General features: G+C 48.0%; 16 protein-coding genes. 9 read left to right on the plus strand and 7 right to left on the minus strand.

Annotation, left to right across the window (positions count from 1 at the left end; genetic code table 11):
- Positions 1-28: 28 nt before the first annotated feature.
- Positions 29-415, minus strand: a complete 387-nt coding sequence (locus ABD843_RS13825; protein WP_345084218.1) for a hypothetical protein — start codon at positions 413-415, stop codon at positions 29-31.
- A 117-nt stretch (positions 416-532) separates the two neighbouring features.
- Here ABD843_RS13825 and ABD843_RS13830 point away from each other — a divergent pair, with 117 nt between their 5' ends.
- The 4 genes from ABD843_RS13830 to ABD843_RS13845 all read left to right on the plus strand — a co-directional run bounded on the left by ABD843_RS13830 (position 533) and on the right by ABD843_RS13845 (position 2,554).
- Positions 533-1,009, plus strand: a complete 477-nt coding sequence (locus tag ABD843_RS13830; RefSeq protein ID WP_345084220.1) for a DUF4190 domain-containing protein — start codon at positions 533-535, stop codon at positions 1,007-1,009.
- A 73-nt stretch (positions 1,010-1,082) separates the two neighbouring features.
- Positions 1,083-1,526, plus strand: coding sequence for a hypothetical protein (locus ABD843_RS13835; protein ID WP_345084222.1), 444 nt, complete (start codon positions 1,083-1,085; stop codon positions 1,524-1,526).
- 66 nt (positions 1,527-1,592) lie between these two features.
- Complete coding sequence (locus tag ABD843_RS13840; RefSeq protein ID WP_345084225.1) at positions 1,593-2,051, plus strand: DUF4190 domain-containing protein; 459 nt, start codon at positions 1,593-1,595, stop codon at positions 2,049-2,051.
- Positions 2,052-2,128: 77 nt separating this feature from the next.
- Positions 2,129-2,554: a hypothetical protein gene (locus tag ABD843_RS13845; RefSeq protein WP_345084228.1), complete on the plus strand. Its 426-nt coding sequence runs from the start codon at positions 2,129-2,131 to the stop codon at positions 2,552-2,554.
- A gap of 9 nt (positions 2,555-2,563) precedes the next feature.
- On the opposite strand, the gene nadB is transcribed toward ABD843_RS13845, so the two are convergent.
- The 6 genes from nadB to ABD843_RS13875 form a co-directional block, all read right to left on the minus strand.
- Positions 2,564-4,159, minus strand: a complete 1,596-nt coding sequence (nadB, locus tag ABD843_RS13850; RefSeq protein WP_345084231.1) for an L-aspartate oxidase — start codon at positions 4,157-4,159, stop codon at positions 2,564-2,566.
- Between the two features lie 133 nt (positions 4,160-4,292).
- Complete coding sequence (locus ABD843_RS13855) at positions 4,293-4,727, minus strand: polyamine aminopropyltransferase (RefSeq protein WP_345084234.1); 435 nt, start codon at positions 4,725-4,727, stop codon at positions 4,293-4,295.
- Positions 4,728-4,965: 238 nt separating this feature from the next.
- A complete protein-coding gene (gene plsY, locus ABD843_RS13860; protein ID WP_345084237.1) occupies positions 4,966-5,604 on the minus strand; it encodes a glycerol-3-phosphate 1-O-acyltransferase PlsY in 639 nt (212 codons plus the stop codon).
- 113 nt (positions 5,605-5,717) lie between these two features.
- Entirely contained in the window at positions 5,718-6,536 is an 819-nt protein-coding gene (gene prmA, locus ABD843_RS13865) for a 50S ribosomal protein L11 methyltransferase (protein ID WP_345084239.1), read from the minus strand.
- Between the two features lie 64 nt (positions 6,537-6,600).
- Positions 6,601-7,407, minus strand: coding sequence for a M48 family metallopeptidase (locus ABD843_RS13870; protein ID WP_345084242.1), 807 nt, complete (start codon positions 7,405-7,407; stop codon positions 6,601-6,603).
- Positions 7,408-7,897: 490 nt separating this feature from the next.
- Positions 7,898-8,662, minus strand: a complete 765-nt coding sequence (locus tag ABD843_RS13875; protein WP_345084245.1) for a YciE/YciF ferroxidase family protein — start codon at positions 8,660-8,662, stop codon at positions 7,898-7,900.
- A gap of 259 nt (positions 8,663-8,921) precedes the next feature.
- Between ABD843_RS13875 and ABD843_RS13880 the strand changes: the two genes are divergently transcribed.
- The 5 genes from ABD843_RS13880 (at position 8,922) to ABD843_RS13900 (ending at position 22,760) form a co-directional block, all read left to right on the plus strand.
- Complete coding sequence (locus ABD843_RS13880; protein ID WP_345084248.1) at positions 8,922-9,692, plus strand: MlaE family ABC transporter permease; 771 nt, start codon at positions 8,922-8,924, stop codon at positions 9,690-9,692.
- A 6-nt stretch (positions 9,693-9,698) separates the two neighbouring features.
- Positions 9,699-10,487 carry an ABC transporter ATP-binding protein gene (locus ABD843_RS13885; protein ID WP_345084251.1) on the plus strand — a complete coding sequence of 263 codons (789 nt, stop codon included), beginning with the start codon at positions 9,699-9,701 and terminating at the stop codon, positions 10,485-10,487.
- 7 nt (positions 10,488-10,494) lie between these two features.
- Positions 10,495-11,430 (plus strand): MlaD family protein, encoded by a 936-nt coding sequence (locus tag ABD843_RS13890; protein WP_345084254.1) that lies wholly within the window; start codon positions 10,495-10,497, stop codon positions 11,428-11,430.
- Between the two features lie 178 nt (positions 11,431-11,608).
- Positions 11,609-20,284: a GH36-type glycosyl hydrolase domain-containing protein gene (locus tag ABD843_RS13895; protein ID WP_345084257.1), complete on the plus strand. Its 8,676-nt coding sequence runs from the start codon at positions 11,609-11,611 to the stop codon at positions 20,282-20,284.
- 160 nt (positions 20,285-20,444) lie between these two features.
- Positions 20,445-22,760 (plus strand): DUF5723 family protein, encoded by a 2,316-nt coding sequence (locus tag ABD843_RS13900; protein ID WP_345084260.1) that lies wholly within the window; start codon positions 20,445-20,447, stop codon positions 22,758-22,760.
- Positions 22,761-22,773 lie beyond the last annotated feature (13 nt).

Raw genomic sequence — 22,773 nt, forward strand, 5'->3', positions numbered from 1 at the left:
ACGGCATATCCATTATACTATCGTGCCATTAGCACACAGCAGGCGGGTGAAAAACAGAGCCGGGGTGGAAAAGAGGATGGAAAACTATATTGCCGGGTGGCTGATGCCCGGTATGCGCTACCGCAACAAAAGGTATATGAATAGCTGCAGGCAAGGTATAGGCCATCACTTCACCTATCTTCCACTTGGCAGGTATCGATGTGCCTTCCTTATTATTATCCTGGTCTGCTTTTTTCAGTTGTTTGTTCAGGTAGCATTTACCGCAGCATTTCTTTTCAGGCTTTGCACGGTTCTCGCACAGGTTCTTTGCAATATAGTCCTTGTTCACCTGGTACCATATCACTATTCCCAGTTTCACAAAACACTGGTAGGACAGGCTGAGCAGCAACAATATGGCCAACAGGCGGCGAGGCACAGCACAAAGGTAATAGCTATGCCACTGAGGGCCAACAGGAATTATTCATCATATACTGCACCGGCATATAGTACATTCAATTAGAATGTTTTATCTTTACCGAAACGTTCCACTTTTATGAAAATAAAACTCTGTTTACTCCTCTGCCTTGCCCTGGTACTGGGCGCTATCGACAACTCATATGCCGGTTTCCTCATCAAGAAACACACCTTCGCGGCCGACAGCGCTGCCGTCAATACTGCCGATGCCACACTTTCTCAGAAAGAACTGAGAAGGGCGCACCGCATGAACGACATCGCCACGCTGAAGCACCTGGTGCTTGCCAAAAAAGAAAGCAGCAAGATGCTACCTGCTGCCTCGCGCGATAACAGTGGCTGGGAAGGCATCGTATCGCTTGTGTGCGGCATATTGTCCCTGTTCACCCTGTATACGGCATGGCTATGTGTGCCTGCCATCATCTTCGGTATCCTGGGCCTGAGGGCAGGCAAAAAACACCGTGGACTGGCCATCGCAGGGCTTATACTAGGCGCAGTAGCATTCGTCATCTATGTCCTTGTGATACTGCTGCTTATAGCCATACTGGGCATGTTCTGATAAAGAATTCCATACACCAATATCGCAACGTTACCGGTCTCATGCCCGGTAACGTTGTTTTTTATATCTCCTTATGAAAAGATATTTACTCGCATTACTCATATGCACCGCCTGTTTCTGCATTGCATTCCCTGCCATGGGTGGTTTTCTTGTACAGCCTGCATCTGTTACCAGACCTGCTACCGGCAGCCAAGCTGCGATCTATCCCGGCACTTCGTTCGGATCCGCGCCATATCATACCGCAGACAGTACCGAAACCTCACCCAGGTCATGGAAAGGGCACCATCGGTCGGGCAGGCCCAGCATCATTTCCCTGGTATGTGGCATACTGGCGGTAGGTCCTTTCTTCGCATTCCCGGCACTTGTGGTCATAGCCTTTTCGGGCCTGGCGGTAGGTTTCGGATCACGAGCCATACGGCGGGAGAACAAGTACAAGGGGCTGGCCATAGCAGGCCTCATACTGGGTCTTGTGGGCCTGCTTGCCGTTGTGCTATACTTCACCGTCCTGTCTCTCTGACCGGAAAGAAAATCATCTTAGCGTACATATAAAACATTTGCACACTTTCTGCGTTGTAGATACTATATGAAAATATATCCACTCCTCCTGCTCCTTGCCTCTACCCTTTTACTGGCCCCTCTACACTCGCACGCGGGCTTCCTGGTAAAGAAACAGGCCCCTGCCAGCTCTGCTGCCCCATCTAAAAAAGACCGGAAAAAGGCAGAACGACTGGCCGACCTCGCCACCCTGCACCACCTGGTACTGGCAAAGAACGAAAAAGAAAAAGCAGGGAAACAGCAGGACAAGACCTCTCCCCCGCGCGATACCAGTGGCTGGGAGGGTATCGTATCGCTTGCATGCGGTGTAATAGCCCTCATACCCTTCACTTTTCTTCTTTTCATACCTGCCATAATATTCGGCATACTGGGGCTGAGGAAGGGCAAACAATTCCGTGGCCTGGCATTAGCAGGGCTCATACTGGGTATTATAGCCATACCCGTGCTGCTGATGCTGATAGCTCTTTCATTGGCCGGTACCATATAGCCTGTGCTTTGCATTCACCGATATTTCATATCTTGCAGCATACAATATCTACATACTACCTACGTTATACATACCATATGAGAATATATTCATTCCTCCTGCTCCTTGTATGCACCCTCCTGCTGGTCCCTGTACGCTCTCATGCGGGCTTTCTTGTAAAACACAGCAAACATACGGCCGTAGTATCGGTACATAATGCCATAGAGGCTGCCGTACCAGATGCAGCCAATACCGCAGCTCCCGCACCACACGAGTGCAATGGCTGCGAAGACAAAAGGCGTGAAGAGCGCCGCAATGGCTGGGCCGGAACGGCATCTATGTGGGTGGCCATAGGCGGGGCCATCTATATGTTCTTTCCCCCGTTCATGATACTGGCGGCCATATTCGCGGCCATCGGCCTGAAGCCGGGCAAGCCCAAGCGTGGCCGCGCTATCGCAGGCCTTATCATCAGTGTCTTCGGCCTTATGCTGTGGGGCTTCCTCATAGCCATAGGCTTGTGGTAACAGCCACTGCTACAGCACTATCTGCTGTACCGGGCCGCTCTTCGCAGGGTGGTCGGTATTGTAATGCAATCCCCTGCTTTCCTTTCTGAACTGTGCGCTCCTTACCACCAGGTAGCCTATGGTTATGAGGTTGCGCAGCTCGCACAACTGCGGCGATAGCGTTGTAGACCGGTATAGCTCCTCGGTCTCGTTATGCAGCAGGTCTATACGGTTCATGGCGCGCTGCAGGCGTATGTCGTTGCGCACTATGCCTACATAATCGCTCATCACCTGCTGCAGCTCCTTCAGGCTCTGCGTTATCAATATCATCTCCCTGGGGTCGTTCGTGCCCGATGTGTTCCATTCCGGCACCTCTTCGGCAAAGCTCACACCGTCTATACGCTCTGCTATATCTACCGCGCAGCGGTGCGCAAATACCAGCGCCTCCAGCAGCGAGTTCGATGCCAGGCGGTTTGCCCCATGCAACCCTGTGCTGCTGCACTCGCCACAGGCATACAGGTTCAGTATAGATGAGCGGCCCCACTCGTCCACCTTTATGCCACCGCAGCAGTAGTGTGCTGCAGGCGCTACGGGTATCATCTGTTTGGCCACATCTATACCTATGCTCATGCATTTGGCATATATATTGGGGAAATGCCCCCTGAAATGTTCCATATCCATATGCCTGCAGTCCAGGTACACATGTTCGGTGCCGGTACGCTTCATTTCGTTGTCTATAGCGCGGGCCACCACATCGCGCGGGGCCAGGTCGGCACGGGCATCGTAGCGCGGCATAAAGGCCTCTCCTTCTTTATTGCGCAGTATACCGCCATCGCCCCGCACCGCCTCGGTGACCAGGAAAGACGGACTCACACCTGCCTCATACAGTGCCGTAGGGTGGAACTGTATGAACTCCATACTCTCTATACGCCCCTTGGCGCGGTACACCATGGCTATACCATCGCCGGTGGCTATGCGGGGATTGGTAGTGGTGCGGTACACCTGCCCTGCCCCACCCGATGCCATCACCGTGCAGCGGGCCAGTATCTTCTCTACCCTGTTATCGCGCAGGTCCAGCGCGTATACGCCATAGCAGGTTATATCGGGCGTAGACTTGGTAACAAGATAACCCAGGTGATGCTGGGTGATGATATCGAGCACCAGCCAGTGATCGTGTATCTGTATGTTGGCATATTTGCGGGCCTCGGCCACCAACGCACGCTCTATCTCAAAGCCCGTTATATCCTTGTGGTGCAGTATACGGAACTCGGAGTGCCCGCCCTCCTTGCCGCGCTTATAGTCGCCCTGCACATCTTTGTCGAAGCGTGTGCCCCACTCTATTATCTCGTTCACCCGTTCGGGGCCTTCCTTCACTACTATATCCACCACATGCTCGTTACAGAGGCCATCGCCTGCTACCAGGGTATCTTCTATATGCTTGCTGAAGCTGTCGCGCTCCATATCATTCACCACGGCTATGCCGCCCTGTGCATACTTGGTATTGGTCTCGTCGGTATTGGCCTTGGTAACGATGATGATGCTCTTCTGCGGGAATCGTTTTGCCATCTTTACGGCAAATGTCAACCCGGCTATGCCCGAGCCTATGATAAGCAGATCTGTCTTCATAAGTATGTGTCCGTTACCCAAATGTAGGTCAGTAGGCCGAAGTAAATTTCATTAGACATCTAAAGTAGGTACGAAAATGTGAGACAGGGCACCTTAAGATCTATCTCCTCCCCACGGGGGAGGCCTGGAGGGGCTAAAGGGAGGTGACGAATATGCGGTTCTCTCCCTTGTCTATGATGGTATGCCGGGGAAAGACGATACTGAACGCATCGCAGGCCTGCTGCCACTCCTGCTCATCGTTGATGATGTAGTTGAACGCGAGGTGACCGCCGGGCGCCATAGCTGCGCGGCACTGCCGCAGGAACGCCAGAGAGATAACGAATGACGGAACCCGCCTGCCTATGAAAATGTCTATGAAAATAAGGTGGTATGTGGCGCTATTCTGCGCCATATGCTGTTCCGCATCGGCACATACGGGCTCTATATGGGCTGCAAGGCCGGCCGGTGCGAATTCCAGCGCCCATTGCAGTATGGTCTTATCGGCCTCTACCAGTGTATAGCGAGGGGTATAGCCCCGTTCTGCCAGTATCTGCATGGTGCTGCCCATGCCCGACCCCAGAATCAGCATATTTTGCACGCCGGAAAGTACATTGCGGAAATGATGTGCCACCGCCAGCGCGGGCATATACCTGTTGCCATCAGAGTAGAGGGCATCTGCCGTGCCTAGCTGCAGCCGGTCCCGGTATAGTATCAGTTCGGTAAATGCATTGCCGGTCCCAGTATGGCGCAGCCGTACAGGGAAAAGATAACTCAGGTACTTCTTGTAGGCAGGTATGCTGATATGATGCGTATTGGCTATCGCTGTTTTACTGGCGCATGCGGCGCTTGCGGAAGAGCGGCACCTTGCTCTCGTTACCGCTTATAAGGCGGCTTATGTTCTTATGATGCGTCAGCACTACCAGGAAGGCCGTAGCTATGGCGAACAGCCTGTAGCTGAGCTCTTGCGCCTGTGCATTGAAAATGAACAGTATAAGCAGCGGGAAGGCTATGCTGGCAGCTATGGAGCTGAGCGACACATAACGTGTGAGCAGCAGCATCATAACGAACACCAGCACCAGGCTTACGGCCACTATGGGGTGTATGGACAGTATCATGCCGAAGAGGGTGGCTATACCCTTGCCGCCACGGAAATCGGCCCATATGGGGAATATATGGCCTATGACGGCCGCAAGGCCCAGGAATATCTGCAGGTTCACGAAAGGCTCGCTTGTCCAGGCGTAGGAGGAAAGTATAGAAAGCTTCACTGCTATGAAACCCTTCATCATGTCGGCTATCATCACACCCGAACCCGCCCTCGGACCTAATATCCTGAAGGTGTTGGTAGCACCGGCATTGCCGCTGCCATGTTCGCGGATGTCTATGCCATATATCCATTTGCTCACCCATACCGCAGACGGTACAGAACCAAGAAGGTAAGCCAGAACTATCAATATTGCTATGGTCATTTCCACTTATTCGAATTGGCGAAGGTAACAAATATAGACCTTGTGTTTCAGAAATCCTAACCGACACGCTCCCCTACTCACATTCTTTTAACATTGCGCAGGCACATATTATACTATTGCTTTATCGCTTTTACCGATATCCAGCCATTCAGTTGTTCTACCGCCTCTATCACGAAGCCGGCCTCTTTTGCAGCATCGGCTATCACGGCCTCATCCTCGGTGAGCAGGCCGCTCATCAGCAGTATGCCCTTGCTTACCAGCATACCATACATGGCCGGCATATGGTGCAGCAGTATGTGCCTGTTTATATTGGCCAGCACCACATCATATTCCTGTGCCTCTATATCCTCCAGCGATGCCTGTGCTATCTCCATTCCCACACTACCGTTCCGCTCGGCATTCTCGCGGGCGTTCTCTACGGCCCATTCGTCATTGTCTATGGCCACTGTCTTAGCGGCGCCCAGCATACCGGCCAGTATGGCCAGCACACCTGTACCGGTGCCAAAGTCCAGTACGGTCTTGCCGGAAAAGGGTATATGGCGCATGGCCATCATCATAAGCTGCGTAGTGGCATGGTGGCCCGTACCAAAGGACATTTTGGGTGTTATCACCACGCAGTAGGGCGTATCTACCTCGGGGCTATGGAAATGGGCGCGCACCGTGCAGAATCCATCTACCACTACAGGCTGTATACCGGCCTCCCATACCTCGTTCCAGTTGCGCGGCTCTATGGTCTCGGCAGCATGCTGCACCTGGTACATGCTTAGTGTTTCTGCCACCTGCGCAGCATCATACGCCTCTTCGGGCACATAGGCATGCACCACGTTATCGGTCTCCTCAAAGCCCTCATAACCCGTATCGGCCAGCAATGCTATCAGCACATCCCGCTCATCGCCGGGCGGCACCTCGAAAGATATCTTTATATGTCGCATTGGTATGTATTATGGCGGCAAAGGTCGTCATAAAAAGCAGGAATAGCTAGGTGGTAAGCCCGGCCTATGGGTTATAGTACTTCATAGCCTCGGGCAGGAAGCCCTGTATGTCCTTTATGCGCTGGTCGTCATTGGGGTGCGTACTCAGGAATACCGGAGGCTTGGCGCCACTGCTGCTGGCCTTCATCCGCTCCCAGAACGATACCGCGGTATTGGGATCGTAACCTGCGGTGGCCATTATGTACAGACCCATCTCATCGGCCTCGGTCTCCTGCTTGCGCGAGTAGGCCAGCACACCCAGCGTACTGCTGATGCCATATACGTTCGAGAACAGCTCGCGCGTTTCCTGCGGCTTGGTAGAAAGCATGGTAGAAAGCGCAGCGCCGCCATACTGCACCAGCAATTGCTGGCTCATACGCTCATTGCCATGTTTCAGAATGGCATGGGCTATCTCGTGGCCCATCACTACGGCCAGGTCGGCATCGGTAGGCATCAGCGGCATTATACCGCTGTATACCACTATCTTGCCGCCGGGCAAGCACCATGCGTTCACCTCAGCATTGTTCACCAGGTTGAATTCCCACTGGTAGCCGCTCACCAGGTCGCTCTTGCCCTTACCGGCCAGGTAGGTGTTCACTGCGGCCGTCAGCTTGGCACCTACACGCTGCACCATAGCGGCCTCGGGCGTACCTGTTACAGGCGGGTTGGCCGCCATGAAGGTACCATACTCCTGCGTGGATAGCGACAACACTGTAGCATCATCTACCAGCGACAGCGTATTGCGCCCGTTAGCATTCTTCTTGCAGGCATAAAAAATGCCCCCTGTTACGAACAGGCAGGCGATACATGCATATGTCAGTAGCTTTTTCATGAGTGGCATGTTTTACCTGCAAAGGTCGGCAAAGGAGCCGGTACCCGTTTACAAAATGTACCTTTGCCTTTATAATATTTACACATGCCAGTGTACCTGAATAGAAAAAGGGCAGAAACCTTACGCTTGCTGCGCTTTGTTTCTGCCCTTTAGTGGTGGTGTGGGAGGGAATAATTTTTTAACATATAAACAACCGCATGTGTATTCAAACGCATACTGGGCAACAATTTAGCGAATATCGAGGTTTACCTTTATGTTGCTTTAGACACGATTGAGGAAGGCAGAACTGCCACCTTTCTGCCACCTGTAGGGTTAAAACAAACCCATACTGATTTATAGAAAGCAGCCGCAGTACTGTTGTTTGGATTAAACAAAATCTCCCAATAGCATTAAGTAAAGTTGTGTCTTCACAACGAACGAAAATTAAGTCTTCCTATTTAAACAATTCTGTTCCATATGTATTATGTTGCAATCGTCCTTAAATAATTCATTATTCAACGTTACTTATGAAGACAGACCTTACCCTATTTTTTTTGTTTTCTCTCTTTTCAGTCTTCTTATTCACCTCAGCATCTTCGTCTATTTCGCCTGGGTCAGTATCTTTCTCATTATCCTCTTCGTCATTTTCTTCTTCGCTTGCAGCCTTTACGTTTACCGCAGTTGTTGCAACTGTGGTCAAAGTTTCGTCAGCAGCCTTTTCTTCGGCAAGTGTCTTTTCGAGAATAGAAGCTACATCTGCTAATCCGAGCGTTGCAGCAAATTGACGCAGTGTGCCATACGTGGCGATTTCATAGTGTTCCACCTTTTGTCCGGCCGAAATGATGCCAGCATCGCACATTGCGCCAGCGTCACATTCTTCCATAATCTCTTCAGCCTCTTTGATCAATCCTTCCATTGCTTCGCATTTTTTTGCCACAGCTTTTTTGCCTATGATCTGGAAGACCATCTCAAGGCGAATAACATGTTCGTGGGTTTCTTCAAGATGGCTCTGTAATGCCTCAGTCAGTTCCATGGCCGTTGCATTCTTAATCATTTTAGGGATTGCCTTTGTCAGCGCCTTTTCTGCCCAATAAATATCTTTTAATTCATCCTCGAACAGTTTCATCAGCTTAGATGCTTCTATTGCCGTGTTGTCGGATGTTTTTTGCTTCGCATTCTTCTCAGTAGCGCTTACTGCTTGCTTTTTCATATGGTTATTTAAAATCGGGAATTTTACCCATTTAATTGATTCATCAAAGGTGGCATATTGCTGCATGTGTTTAGTTGTGCAACTTAAAGTAATGATTACATCAATCACACCTTATCACTATAACTGACACATAGCATTTGCAAACGGGTATGTTATAACAGCCCTCATCATCAATGGAATTCGTCTTTACAGTTCACATGGACAGTACGATTTAACAAAGCACTTCGGTAATGACCGATGTGTTATAGCTAACTTTACTAATGTCGGTACTTTGACTCTACAACTTTAGACCATACGTGCATGCACTTTACACAAATTCCCTATCATGCCTTTATTCTCTTCTTTTACCAAACCGTTTGCCAGCGCCGGAGATCAGGCAGTTTTCCTTGGTCACTTTTTCCGTAATATTTTTCAGCGTGGTTTCGAATGGAACGAATTCTTACGCCAGTGCTATATAATTGGTAATAAGTCTCTTTCCCTGGTCGGCATTACCGGTTTTATACTGGGTTTCGTACTTACGCTACAGTCCGAACCTACTTTGAAAGCATTCGGAGCAGAAAGTTTTGTGCCAAGCATGGTGGCTATATCTGTGATAAGGGAAATAGGCCCTGTTATTATTGCCCTTATATGTGCGGGTAAAATTGCTTCAAGCATTGGCGCAGAACTGGGCAGTATGAAGGTAAGCGAGCAAATAGATGCCATGGAGGTATCGGGCGCTAATCCAGTGCAATACCTTGTGGTAACGCGTATACTTGCGTGTATCATAATGATTCCCTTGCTGACGCTTATAGCCGATGCACTGGCCCTTATAGGAGGATATTGCGCATCCAATATCAGTAACAAAGTAAACCTCACGCTTTATTTCAACAAGGCATTCTCCTCATTGAGCTTTACAGACCTTATACCGGCAGTTATCAAAACAATATTCTTCGGGTTTGCTATAGGGTTTGTGGGATGCTACAAAGGGTATAATTCTGACAGGGGGACTGAAAGCGTGGGCGTAGCTGCCAATTCAGCCGTGGTATCTGCATCCTTGTGGGTCATTTTGCTGGATGCCATTGCAGTTCAGCTCACTTCCGTATTTGCCTATAACTAAACTACTATGAACGATGCATATCACGATAACAACAACTTTCTGTGTGAAGCCCCGTCAGCTGCTGCAAATGATACAGTGATCGCTATTTGTGATCTTAAGAAAGCATTTGGTGACAAGGTGGTTCTTTCCGGCATTGATATGAATCTTTTGCGCGGAGAGAACTTAGTGGTGTTAGGAAAGTCGGGCTCCGGTAAATCTGTGTCTATAAAATGTATGGTAGGATTGTTGACGCAAGACTCCGGCAGTTTAAAGATATTCGATAAGGAGGTCAGCGAACTTTCGGTAACAGAATTAAAAATGCTGCGTATGAAAGTGGGTTTTCTTTTTCAAAGCGGGGCATTATATGATTCCATGACTGTGGAACAAAACCTGGAGTTCCCCCTTACGCGTGTGCTGAAACTAAAAGACAAAAACGGGATACGCGCAAGCGTAGAAGAAGTGCTGGAAGGGGTGGGATTGCTGGACGCTATCAACAAAATGCCGTCCGACCTTTCGGGCGGCATGCGCAAGCGTGTGGGGCTTGCACGCACCCTGATATTAAGACCCGAGATAATGCTATACGATGAGCCTACAACCGGTTTGGACCCCATTACATCGCGCGAGATAAGCGAGCTCATTCTACAGATGCAGCAGAAGTATAAAATATCGTCAATCATCATCACTCACGATATGGCATGTGCCAGGATAACAGCAGACAGGTTACTCGTTCTCAACCAAGGAAAGTTTATAGCAGAAGGTAATTATGAACAATTGGAGCACAGCCCGGATGAGCTTGTTCGTTCATTTTTTAAATAGAAACACTATGAAAGCAACTACAGGGCAAAAAATAAAGATCGGCATATTTACCATCTCCGGTTTGCTGATACTCGTAGCGGGTATCTTCCTTATCGGCAGCAAGAAGAATATGTTCAACGATACCTTCATTATATATGGCACGTTTAAGAACGTAGGTGGATTGGAAATAGGAAATAATATCCGTTTTGCAGGCATCAATGTAGGCACCGTGAAAGATATACGCATTGTTGCGGACACACAGATACGGGTGGATATGCTGATGAAAGAAGAAGTGAGGCCTTTTCTTAAAAGCGATGCACTGGCATCAATAGGCTCTGACGGGTTGATGGGAGATAAACTGATAACTATTGTATCGGGTTCAGACAATGGGATGAAATTGCTGTCGGGAGGTTCGCGCATCAGAACCGTAGACCCTATAGACCTTGATAGGGTGATATCCCAATTTACTCACATTGCCAGCAATGCAGAAATTATTACCGGTGAGCTTGCCAGTATGGCGGTGCAAATAAGAAAAGGAGATGGCACTATCAGCAGGTTGCTATATTCTGATGATCTGTCCGAAAGCATGGAAGGCACAGCTCGTAATGCAGAGAAGATCACAGGTTCATTGGCCGGTATCGCATCCCAATTGCAGTCCGGCAGGGGATCTGTCGGCCAGCTGATATATACGGACTCATTTTCGAACCTGCTTACATCTGCCGGTACAATAGCTAATTCTGCAATGCTCACTATACAGGAAGGCGCTTCAGGATTCAGTGAGAACATGAAAGCACTGCAAAGCAATTTCCTGTTTCGCAAATATTTTAAAAATAAGACCAAACAGCCGGATAACGGCCTACTTGTAGAAGACACAGCAGCATACAGCGAGGCAGATGAAGATGAATTACGCACAATTATTAGCGAAGCTCAAAAGGCACTGGATGCCAAACAAAAGAAAAAATAACTGCTGACTAAAGGAATACGGCTTTATGGCCTATATCCGTTTTGAGTACATAGAATCCTATCACGAATACATTTTTCTCTTCGCCTATGCTTACGGAAAGATATAAACACATGAACTAATTGACAGGTCGTACTGCAGCTATCTTTTGATCTCAATTTTTTAAGTTCCCATCACATTTATGAAAAAAGTAACTGCCACAGTTTTTGATGTTCTATCCCAATTCCGCAAGTATTTTCAGGAAGACAGTGGTTCTGCTGAAAGCAATGAAGACCCATTTTTCTCTGAGCTCTACAGCTCGGAGAAAATGAATAAACATGGCATCGCGATAGCAACATCGCATAAATTGCTGACTGCAAAAAAGCATAAAGACCAACTGTTGGGCCGGCTGGACGACAATGAAGAAACTCTTCTGAAAGTGCGACAGTTATTGGTTGAAAATATCAGGTCGGGGAAGGCGATAACCCCCGGTGCTGAATGGCTGCTCGATAATTTTTATCTTATAGAAGAGCAAATATTGCTGGCAAAAAAGCACTTGCCTAAGGGATACAGTCAGGGGCTTCCATATCTTGAAAACGGTATAGCTCCTTCCAGGCCGCGTGTATACAATATTGTGCTGGAGATCATTTCTCACAGTGATGGAAGGGTAGATGTAACTAATCTGAGCAGCTTTATCTCTGCTTATCAATCATATGCGTTGCTTACAATAGGTGAGCTATGGGCAATACCAATAATGCTGCGGCTGGCGGTAATAGAGAACCTCAGGAGAGTGTGCGCAAAGATAGCGCTTGACATGGTAGACAATAACCTTGCAGAATATTGGGCTGAACGTATGATGGTAACCGCAAAAGAAGAACCGGCAGACCTTGTCTTGACCATATCCGACATGGCTCGGTCAAATCCTATGCTCAGTAACACTTTTGTGGCAGCTTTCACCCGGTATTTACAGGGCAAAGGCCCGGTATTGGCATTGCCACTTAGCTGGATGGAGCAACAATTGTCGCGCGTGGGAGCAAGCAGCAACGAGATGGTGCGGCAGGAAAACCAGAAACAGGCAGCAGACCAGGTTTCGGTTCGCAACAGCATAGGGACCTTACGGTTTATTGGTGCTACCGACTGGCGTGAGTTTGTTGAAACACTCAGCAGCATAGAACAGGTTTTACGCCTGGATCCGGCAGGCATCTATTCTTTAATGGACTTTGCGACACGGGATAAGTACAGGCATGTGGTAGAAGCCATTGCAAAAAGATCATGCCTGTCAGAAACTGAAGTGGCGCAAAAGGCATTGCAGTTAGCGGCAGCGAATGAACATAGAAACGCACCATTTTACAGGCAAAGGCACATAGGTTACTTCCTTTGGGATCACGGCAGAAAACAGCTGGAATCACTGGCTGAAATAAAGTATACGGTAAGAAATAAGTTGTTACACATCATCAAAGCCAAGCCTTTGTGTGTGTATATGTTCTCGATCTTTTTGTTTACAATGCTGTCCGTAACCTTTTTATATTCCCTTGTTCATAGTTATTATACCGGAAGCGAATGGATTTTGGTTATCACATCGCTTGTCATTTTATCAGGGGCGGTACAATTAGCCGTTTCCATCGTCAATTGGTTGTCTGCAATTCTGGTTCGGCCGCAGCTGTTGCCGCGCATGGACTTTTCAAAAACCATTCCCAATGAGTGTCGCACACTTATAGTGGTGCCCACTATGCTTTCTGGCAAAAGATACATCGAAGCGCTTATAGAAGGACTGGAGATACGTTTTCTTGCCAACAAAGGAACGAACCTGTATTATGGTCTGCTTACAGACTTTCTGGATGCTGACAAAGAAATACTTGATGAAGATCAGGAATTACTTAGGTTCGCTAACGAACATATTCAAGCATTGAATGAAAAATATAAAGGAGATGGGGACACTGTTTTCTTTCTATTTCACAGATCACGTTTATGGAATGCATCTGAATGTAAATGGATGGGATATGAGCGGAAAAGAGGAAAACTGTATGCGCTGAATGCCTTTCTGCGTGGCGGAGAAGAAGGTCAATTCTCTTTTATCAGCAAAGATAGCGACACGCTCAAAGGAATAAAATATGTCATAACGCTTGATTCAGATACACAATTGCCGCGTGATGCCGCGCGAAAATTAATTGCAACAATGGCACACCCGCTTAACACCGCGGTGTATGACACAGTAAAGAAACGGGTGACAGAAGGATACGGTATTCTACAGCCAAGATTGGACTCTGCCATTCCACAGATGGGCACCTCGCTTTACCTGCGCATGCAGGGCGATATGGCCGGAATAGATCCTTATACCCTAGTATCCTCTGATGTTTATCAGGATCTTTTCGGAGAGGGCTCTTTTATAGGTAAGGGCATTTATGATGTAGATATATTTGAACAGGCAGTCGCCGGTGTATTTCAGGAAAACAGGATATTGAGCCATGACCTTATAGAGGGATGCTATACACGTTCAGGATTGGTGAGCGATGTGTATCTATATGAGAATAATCCTGCTGAATACAGTTCCAATATAAAGCGGCATGAAAGATGGATAAGAGGAGACTGGCAAATAGGCGCATGGATGCTGCCTTTTACCACAACAGGCAATGGCCGCCTTACAAAAAACAAGTTGTCTACAATATCACGTTGGAAGATACTCGATAACCTCCGGCGGAGCCTGTTGCCCTTATCTTCTTTAATTCTGTTATTGCTGGGCTGGACAATATTGCCGCATCCGTGGATCTGGACGATCACGGTCGCTGCAATGCTACTGCTGCCTGCCTTGTTCGCTTCAGGGTGGGAATTGTTACATAAGCCTGTTGATCTTACGCTGAACGCACATTTGAGGGAAGTAGGTGTAACAATTCGTAATAGCATGTTACGGTTTGCTTTCAACATTTCGCTTTTGCCATATGAAGCATACAAATACAGTGCAGCCATAGTGCGCACCAACTGGCGTATGCTTATCTCTAAGAAAAAGCTGCTTGAATGGATGCCCTCTGCAGCTATCTCTGATAACAGTTCGTATAACAGTGTATGGGCTTCTTATAAAGCAATGTGGGTAGCACCGGTGCTCGCTCTTATATGCTTCGCCTTATTGTATGGTAGGTCAGATGCCCTGCTTACAGCCATACCCATTCTTATATTGTGGAGCTTGTCTCCTGCATTGGTGTGGAAGCTTTCCGCACCTGAAACTAACGAAGAACCCGCATTGCCCGAAGAGCAATTACAATTTTTAAACAAGACGGCGCGTAAAACATGGGCCTACTTTGAAGCGTTTGTAACTGCTGAAGATAACTGGCTTCCCCCAGATAATTTTCAGGAACATCCCGCTGCTGTAATAGCACACAGAACATCACCCACCAATTTGGGTCTTGCTTTGCTTGCAAATATAACAGCGTGGGATTTTGGCTACATATCGGGCGGAAGGCTCATTTCCCGCTGCAATGATGCGCTGCGGTCAATGCAGAAGCTGGAAAGATACAGAGGTCACTTCTTAAACTGGTACGACACCGAAAGTTTAGCTCCGCTGAAGCCAAGGTATGTCTCTGCTGTTGACAGTGGCAATCTTGCAGGACATTTACTGACCTTACGCCAGGCCCTGCTCGGGTTGTGCGACCAGCCTGTATTTGGCATCCATGTTTACACCGGACTGAAATCTACAGTCGAAGTTATACGGAGTATTCCCGGTGGAGTGAACGCAATAACAGACAGCATACTGAGTAAGCTCCAAATGGCGATGAACGACAGCCGTGGAACACTTGACGTTGCAAACGAACACTTAAATGAGCTGGCGAGGCTTATCAGTGAATTGAACATGCTTCCTCATGATAACGGCCCCGTGTTTGCTACATGGATGAATAGGCTGTTATTACAGATAAGCGATCTGAAAGATGACCTGATCTTAATGGCTCCATGGCTTGCAGGCATGCCATCACAGCACGGTTTTGCTGCATTGAACGAAATACCCACATTGTCCGCATTGATAAACGACCAGGATGTATTCCTTCATCAAATAGATGCATATGAACAGCTGGAGAACAGTATTGTAGAAAAAGAATGGCTGGCACAGGTACGCAGGCACATTGCCACCGCTTCGGCAGAGGCCAGGAGGAGAAGTGAATTGCTGAAAAGCATGGCTGAACAATGTGAGCAAATGAGTCAATTTGAATATGGCTTTCTACTTGACGCTTCCACCTCCCTGCTGAGGATAGGATACAATATAGATGACCAACGGAAAGACAACAGCTTTTATGACCTTCTGGCATCGGAAGCCCGGTTGGGCATATTCACAGGAATAGCTCAGGGAAAGCTGCCACAGGAAAGTTGGTTTGCATTAGGCCGCTTGTTGACAAACTCTTCCCGCGATCCGATACTGCTTTCATGGAGCGGCTCCATGTTTGAATATCTCATGCCTCAGCTTGTGATGCCTTCATATGAGAACACCCTGCTGCATCAAACAAGCAAGGCCACTGTAAAGCGACAAATAGAGTATGGCGCTCAGAAGGGAACTCCATGGGGTATCTCAGAATCGGCCTACAACGCGGTCGATACGAATATGAATTATCAATACCGGGCCTTCGGTGTACCCGGGTTAGGATTAAAGCGAGGCTTGGAAGAAGATCTGGTAATTGCTCCATATGCAACCATGATGGCATTGATGGTATCGCCTGCCAAAGCAAGCAGTAACCTTCAACTATTGGCAGAACGAGGCATGGAAGGCGAGTTTGGCTTTTATGAGGCAATAGATTACACCAAGGCGCGTTTGCCACGCGGCCAGACACACAGTGTCATACGGTCTTATATGGCGCACCACCAGGGCATGGGGCTGCTTTCACTTGCTTATCACCTATTGAACCGGCCTATGCAAAAGAGATTTGTAAGGGATCTGCGCTTCCAGGCCACCCTGCTGCTGTTGCAGGAACGTATACCGCGTGCCACAGTTTTTTATGCGCACACTGCCGATGTGGTCAGGAAAACAACTGTGTCTACCGACATCCCGGTACGTGTTATTTCCACCCCTCACACAGCCGCGCCCGAAGTGCAGCTTTTGGGAAACGCACGCTATCATGTTATGGTCACTAATTCAGGCGGTGGTTACAGCCGCTGGAATGACTTGGCTGTAAATCGATGGAGGGAAGATACCACAAGGGATAATCACGGTATTTTCTGCTACATTAAAGATGTGCAGACCGATGACATATGGTCGAACACCTATCAGCCAACTCAGCGGCCGGGCAAAAATTACGAAGCAATATTTTCACAGGGACATGCAGAATTTCGCCGGCACGATCACGGTATTGATACAAAGACCGAGATAATAGTGTCGCCGGAAGATGACACGGAGATAAGGAGGATCAAGATCACAAACAGGACCTTATCAGTGAAACAGCTTGACATAACCAGCTATGCAGAGGTGGTGCTGGCAAAACAAAGTTCCGACGAGGCGCATCCGGCATTCAGCAACTTATTTGTTCAGACAGAAATTCTCCGGGAATACAAAGCCATCCTTTGCACACGTCGCTCCCGTTCAAAAGAAGAGCACCCACCGTGGATGATGCATATGATGGACGTGCGTGGCGTAAAGGCTGAAACTGTATCTTATGAAACTGACAGAATGAAGTTCATAGGCAGAGACAGGAACCTTGCAAACCCACAGGCTATGATTGGCGCAACTCTTTCAAACAGCCAGGGCGCGGTATTGGATCCCATTGTTGCCATTCGCTGCCGTATTAGTTTGAAGCCTAACCAGGCTGTTACTGTCGATCTGATCTACAGCATGGGAGAAACAAAAGAAATGTGTGAGCGGCTTATATATAAATACCGAGACCAACATCTTAAGGACCGTGCCTTTGAACTTTCATGGACGCACAGCCAGGTACTTTTGCGGCAGATAAATGCTACAGAGGCTGACGCTTTGCTGTATGACAAGCTAGCTGCCTCAGTGATCTATAATAACCCGGAACTCCGGGCAGCAGCTGCAGTTATCCTCAACAATGCCAGGGGGCAATCCGGACTGTGGAGTCATTCTGTGTCAGGCGATCTGCCTATAGTGCTGTTACATATATATGATGCGGAACATTTTGACATTGTAAAGCAAATGGTTCAGGCACATGCCTACTGGCGCTTGAAGGGGCTTAAGGTCGATCTCGTTATCTGGAATGAAGACCATGGCTCTTACCGCCGCTTATTACAGGAGCAAATAATGGATCTTGTTGCTTCAACCGGCAGCACTCATGATAGTAATGGCACAGGTCATATTTTTGTCCGGTCTGCCGACCACATATCAGCTGATGACCGTCTTCTTTTCGAAAGCGTGGCACGTGTCATTATTTCTGCCAATAAGGGTACTTTATCCGAACAGGTAAACAGACTTGGCTCTAAAAAAACTACGCCACCCTTATTAGTTACCAAGCCGATCATACAAAACAGCAATTCTACAATAGCATTACCTCACGACCTTTTTTTTCCAAATGGCATAGGAGGATTCACCCCATGTGGCAGAGAGTATAAAATAATAACCGACTATCAGCAAACAACACCTGCACCATGGGTAAATGTTCTTGCCAATCCGAAATTCGGCACTGTTATTTCCCAGAGCGGATCGGCTTATACGTGGGCTGGCAATGCGCATGAGTATCGCCTCACTCCCTGGAGCAATGATCCGGTAAGTGATATCGGAGGGGAAGCGTTTTACGTACGTGATGAAGAAAGCGGACAGTTTTGGTCGCCTATGCCTTTTCCAGCTGTTGGCCTGTCGCCCTATGTTACAACACATGGATTTGGCTATTCTGTTTTTGAACACACTGAGAACGGCATTGCCACCGAAATGCGCGTCTTCGTCGATAAAGAGTTGCCTGTCAAGTTCATAAGCCTTAAAGTGAAAAATGTGTCTGCAAGACACAGAAGCCTTTCCGCCACAGGATTTATGGAGATCATACTGGGTGATGTGCGTGCGAGAACTAATATGCATATCATTTCAGAATATGACAATGAAACCAACACGGTGCTGCTACGCAACAGATATAATACCGCATTTGCAGACAGGGTAACTTTCTTCAGGGTAAATGACAATAGTCAACTCAGTTTTACAGCCGACCGCACTGAGTTCATAGGTCGCAACAAGGATCTTACCGACCCTCAGGCATTGTATTATAAAAGGCTGCTGGGGAAGGTCGGTGCGTGTATGGATGCGTGTGCAGCCCTACAACTTAAATTCGAACTGCAGGATGGGGAAGAGAAAGAGATCGTCTTCCAGCTGGGCAGCGAAGAGAACAATACAGCTGCACGGCTGCTCATAAGGCAACTGATGAACGTAGATATAGCTGAGAGTACGTTGCAAAATGTTATAGCATACTGGAAAGACATCCTTGGCGCTGTGCAGGTGTCCACTCCCGATCCTGCTCTGAACATACTGGCAAATGGTTGGCTCACTTATCAGGGTCTTGCGTGCAGAATATTCGCGCGGAGCGGCTTTTACCAGTCAGGTGGCGCATTCGGGTTCAGAGATCAGTTACAGGACGTTCTGGCCTTGCTGCATACCCAGCCGCAGCTGGTGCGCGAACAGATATTATTGCACGCATCAAGGCAATTCAGCGAAGGAGATGTGCAGCATTGGTGGCACCCGCCTGAAGGCAAAGGCGTGCGCACCAGGTGTTCCGATGATATGCTTTGGCTGCCATTTGTGGTCTCAAAGTATATTAGCGCCACAGGTGATATTGAAATACTGAAAACATCAGTAGGATTCCTGGAATGTCGTCCACTGCATGAGAATGAAGATTCACTATATGATCTGCCTGTTAGCGGCAATCTGGAAGGGTCATTGTATGAACACTGTGTGCGTGCTATAAAGCACAGCCTTCATTTTGGAAAACATGGCCTGCCTCTTATGGGTTCAGGCGACTGGAATGATGGAATGGACCGTGTGGGTAATAAAGGCTTGGGGGAAAGCGCGTGGCTTGCATTCTTTTTGTATGATATACTTCAAGACTTTTCCAAACTTGCCGCTGACCATGGTGACACTGACTTCGCTGACATATGCGCGAATGAGGCAGTCCTTCTACAGACCAATATTGAAACATCGGGCTGGGATGGACAATGGTACAAACGTGCATATTTTGATGATGGGCATATTTTGGGGTCAAAAGAGAACAATGAATGCCGCATAGATGCTATCGCCCAATGCTGGGCTGTTCTGTCCGGTGCAGCAAGTGATACGAGGGCACGCATGGCCATGGCATCGCTGGACAAACATCTGGTGAAACGGGAACTCAGGCTTATTCAGCTCCTCGATCCGCCGTTCAATTCAGATGAGCTGGATCCCGGCTATATCAAAGGGTACGTAACAGGAGTGCGCGAAAATGGGGGACAGTATTCTCACGCTGCCGTTTGGACATTGATGGCATTTGCGGCCTTAAAAGACAGGGAGAAGGTATGGGAACTGTTCAATATGATCCACCCGATAAACCACACTTTGGATGCTGATGCGGTGCAACTTTATAAAACGGAACCGTATGTAATGGCCGCTGATGTTTATGCAAATGAACTGCACAAAGGACGTGGAGGATGGACATGGTACACTGGTTCTGCAGGCTGGATGTATCAGTTCATTATCGGTTCACTATTAGGCATGCAGCTACGCGCCGACAAATTGGTGTTTGATCCATGTTTTCCGCTGAGCTGGCCTTCTGTATCAATAACATATCGTTACATGTCCACAGTTTACAATATAGAGGTCTTTCAGGTTCACAACAATTCCAGCCCATGTTGGGAAATGGACAGTAGGCAAAGAGAAGGAAATGAAGTGCAGCTGACAAATGATGGCTTTACCCATAAAGTTGCAGTTTACACTTAGTTTCATTTTAGGAGACGTGTGAACTATACAACTAATACATTTAATTGTGTACAAAGGGGCATCACGCCAGAGATACCTTTGCATAGCGCAGACCAACATTCATTTCTCAGGAATATCTTGATTCCTCTGTGCACTATCACGTCACAATTAAAACCATCACATGAAAAAAAAGTACTTTATTCTACCAGTAATAATGGGGTTGCTGTCGTTACCGTCATATGCTCAGCGCATGATGGGCGTGGCCACCGGCAACTGGAGCGGCACAACAGGATTGTATTTGAACCCGGCTTCCATTGCTGATTCCAGGAACAAACTGGTTATAGACCTGTTTGCCATAAACGGATTTGCAGAAAATGACCTTGGCACATTAAGCAAGGACAATTTGCTGCAGAAAATAAACAATCGCAGTGTATTGAGCGTAAACGATGTGTTCAAGTTCGACAACAAAACATCTGTAAACCTGATGGCTCCCTATGCCGAAGTACGCGGTCCGGGGTTTATGTGGAATATAGACCATAAGAACAGCATAGCGCTCACCACGAGGCTGAGAGGAGCTAACCAGTATACAGATGTAAACCAGAAAGTGTACCGTTCCATACTGGACCCACAATTTGCCGTTAACGGCGGTGGTAATTACACCGTTAACTCAAAAGACTTTCAATGGAATGCTGCCACTTGGAGCGAAATAGGTCTATCATACGGACGAGTTCTGGTGGACCATGGCAAGAACTTCCTGAGCGTGGGTGTTACAGCACGTTATTTGGGAGGCATAGGCTACCTGAGTATGCAAGGCGATAATATTGACGCCTCTTATTATACATCCAGTGATTCTCTGCAGTTGAATAACACCAAGGTGTCTTATTCCAGCAACATTCTTAACAGTACAGCCACAGTAAACGAAGGCACTTCCAATTCCGAACTGTTCAGCCGCTATTTCGGTAAAAAAGGAGGCTCAGGAATAGGCGGAGATGTTGGCTTCTACTACGAATTCCGACCCAACCATGAAAAATACCAGTATGACATGGATGGTAAAACAAAGATCACCGATCACAGTGTTCCCCGGTACAAGCTCAGATTATCTGCGGCTATCACCGACATTGGCGGTATAACTTTTAAAACTGCCGACAACAGGCAAGCTGCGCTTTCCGGCAATGGTTATTTAAGGGGAAGTGAATTGGCCAACAGCGTTAATAACTACAGAGACTTCAAGGCATATGCACAATCTCGCGGCTTTACGGTGGACTCCAGTGTGAAGAGCACGGTATATCATATGCCTACGGCAATGTTGCTGGCTCTGGATTATAAAATAAGCGGTGATTTCTACGTGAATGTCACCTCTCTTACAAACCTGGCAGACCGCAAACAAATAGGCAACTATTACTACAGCCAGATAACTGTAACCCCCCGGTACGACACGCGCGTTTTCAGCGTTGGCCTACCTGTAACCTATAATATGCAATCTCAATCCATCAAGGCTGGCATAGGTGCACGTGTTGCTGGCTTCTTTGCAGGCAGCGACGATATGCTGGGGCTGCTGGGCAATAACCAGTATGGTGTTAACTTCTATATGGGGGCTTTTGTTCCCATCAACTACCGTAAGCCAAAAGACAGCGATGGCGACCGAGTATCGAATAAAATAGACAGCTGCCCAGGAATTGTAGGCGAATGGGCGTATAAAGGATGTCCTAATCCCGATACTGACAAAGACGGCATATTCGATTCTGTAGACAAATGCCCTACTGTTGCAGGCATGCCCACAGCAATGGGCTGTCCTGATAAAGATCTTGATAGTGTTGCTGATGCCTCAGACCGCTGCCCTGACCTTGCCGGTCCAGTTGCAATGGGTGGCTGCCCCGACCGCGACAAAGACGGCATAGCTGATATAGACGACATTTGCCCTGACCAAGCTGGCACTGCGGCATTTAAAGGCTGCCCTGATACAGATGGCGATGGGATACCCGACAACACAGACAAATGTCCGCTGAAAGCTGGCCCAATAGCCTTTAACGGATGCCCGGACACCGATGGTGATGGCGTGCCTGACAATACCGACCGTTGCCCCACAAAACCTGGAACAATAAGTAATTATGGCTGCCCTGAAGTGAGCGTGCAAGTGAAAAAACGCCTGGCATTTGCAGCCACAGCGCTGGAGTTTGAAACCGGCAAAGCCATAATCAAGAAGAAATCTTACGTGCTGCTGGACGAAATAGTGGGCATATTGAACGAGTACAAAGATTACTACATGTTGATAGATGGTCACACTGATGACGTAGGCTCTGAAGAAAATAACCTCACTCTTTCAAGAGACCGTGCAGCCTCTGTGAAAAACTACTTCGTAAGCAAAGGAATAGCAAGTGATCGCTTAGACACTGAAGGTCACGGTGAATCAGTACCCGTAGCAACCAATAAGACCGCTGCCGGAAAAGCTAAGAACCGCCGTGTGGAAATGAGTCTGAAACTTCGGGACAATAAATAATTACCGGAACACT

This window comes from Nemorincola caseinilytica (assembly GCF_039540515.1).
Classification (GTDB): Bacteria; Bacteroidota; Bacteroidia; order Chitinophagales; family Chitinophagaceae; genus Nemorincola; species Nemorincola caseinilytica.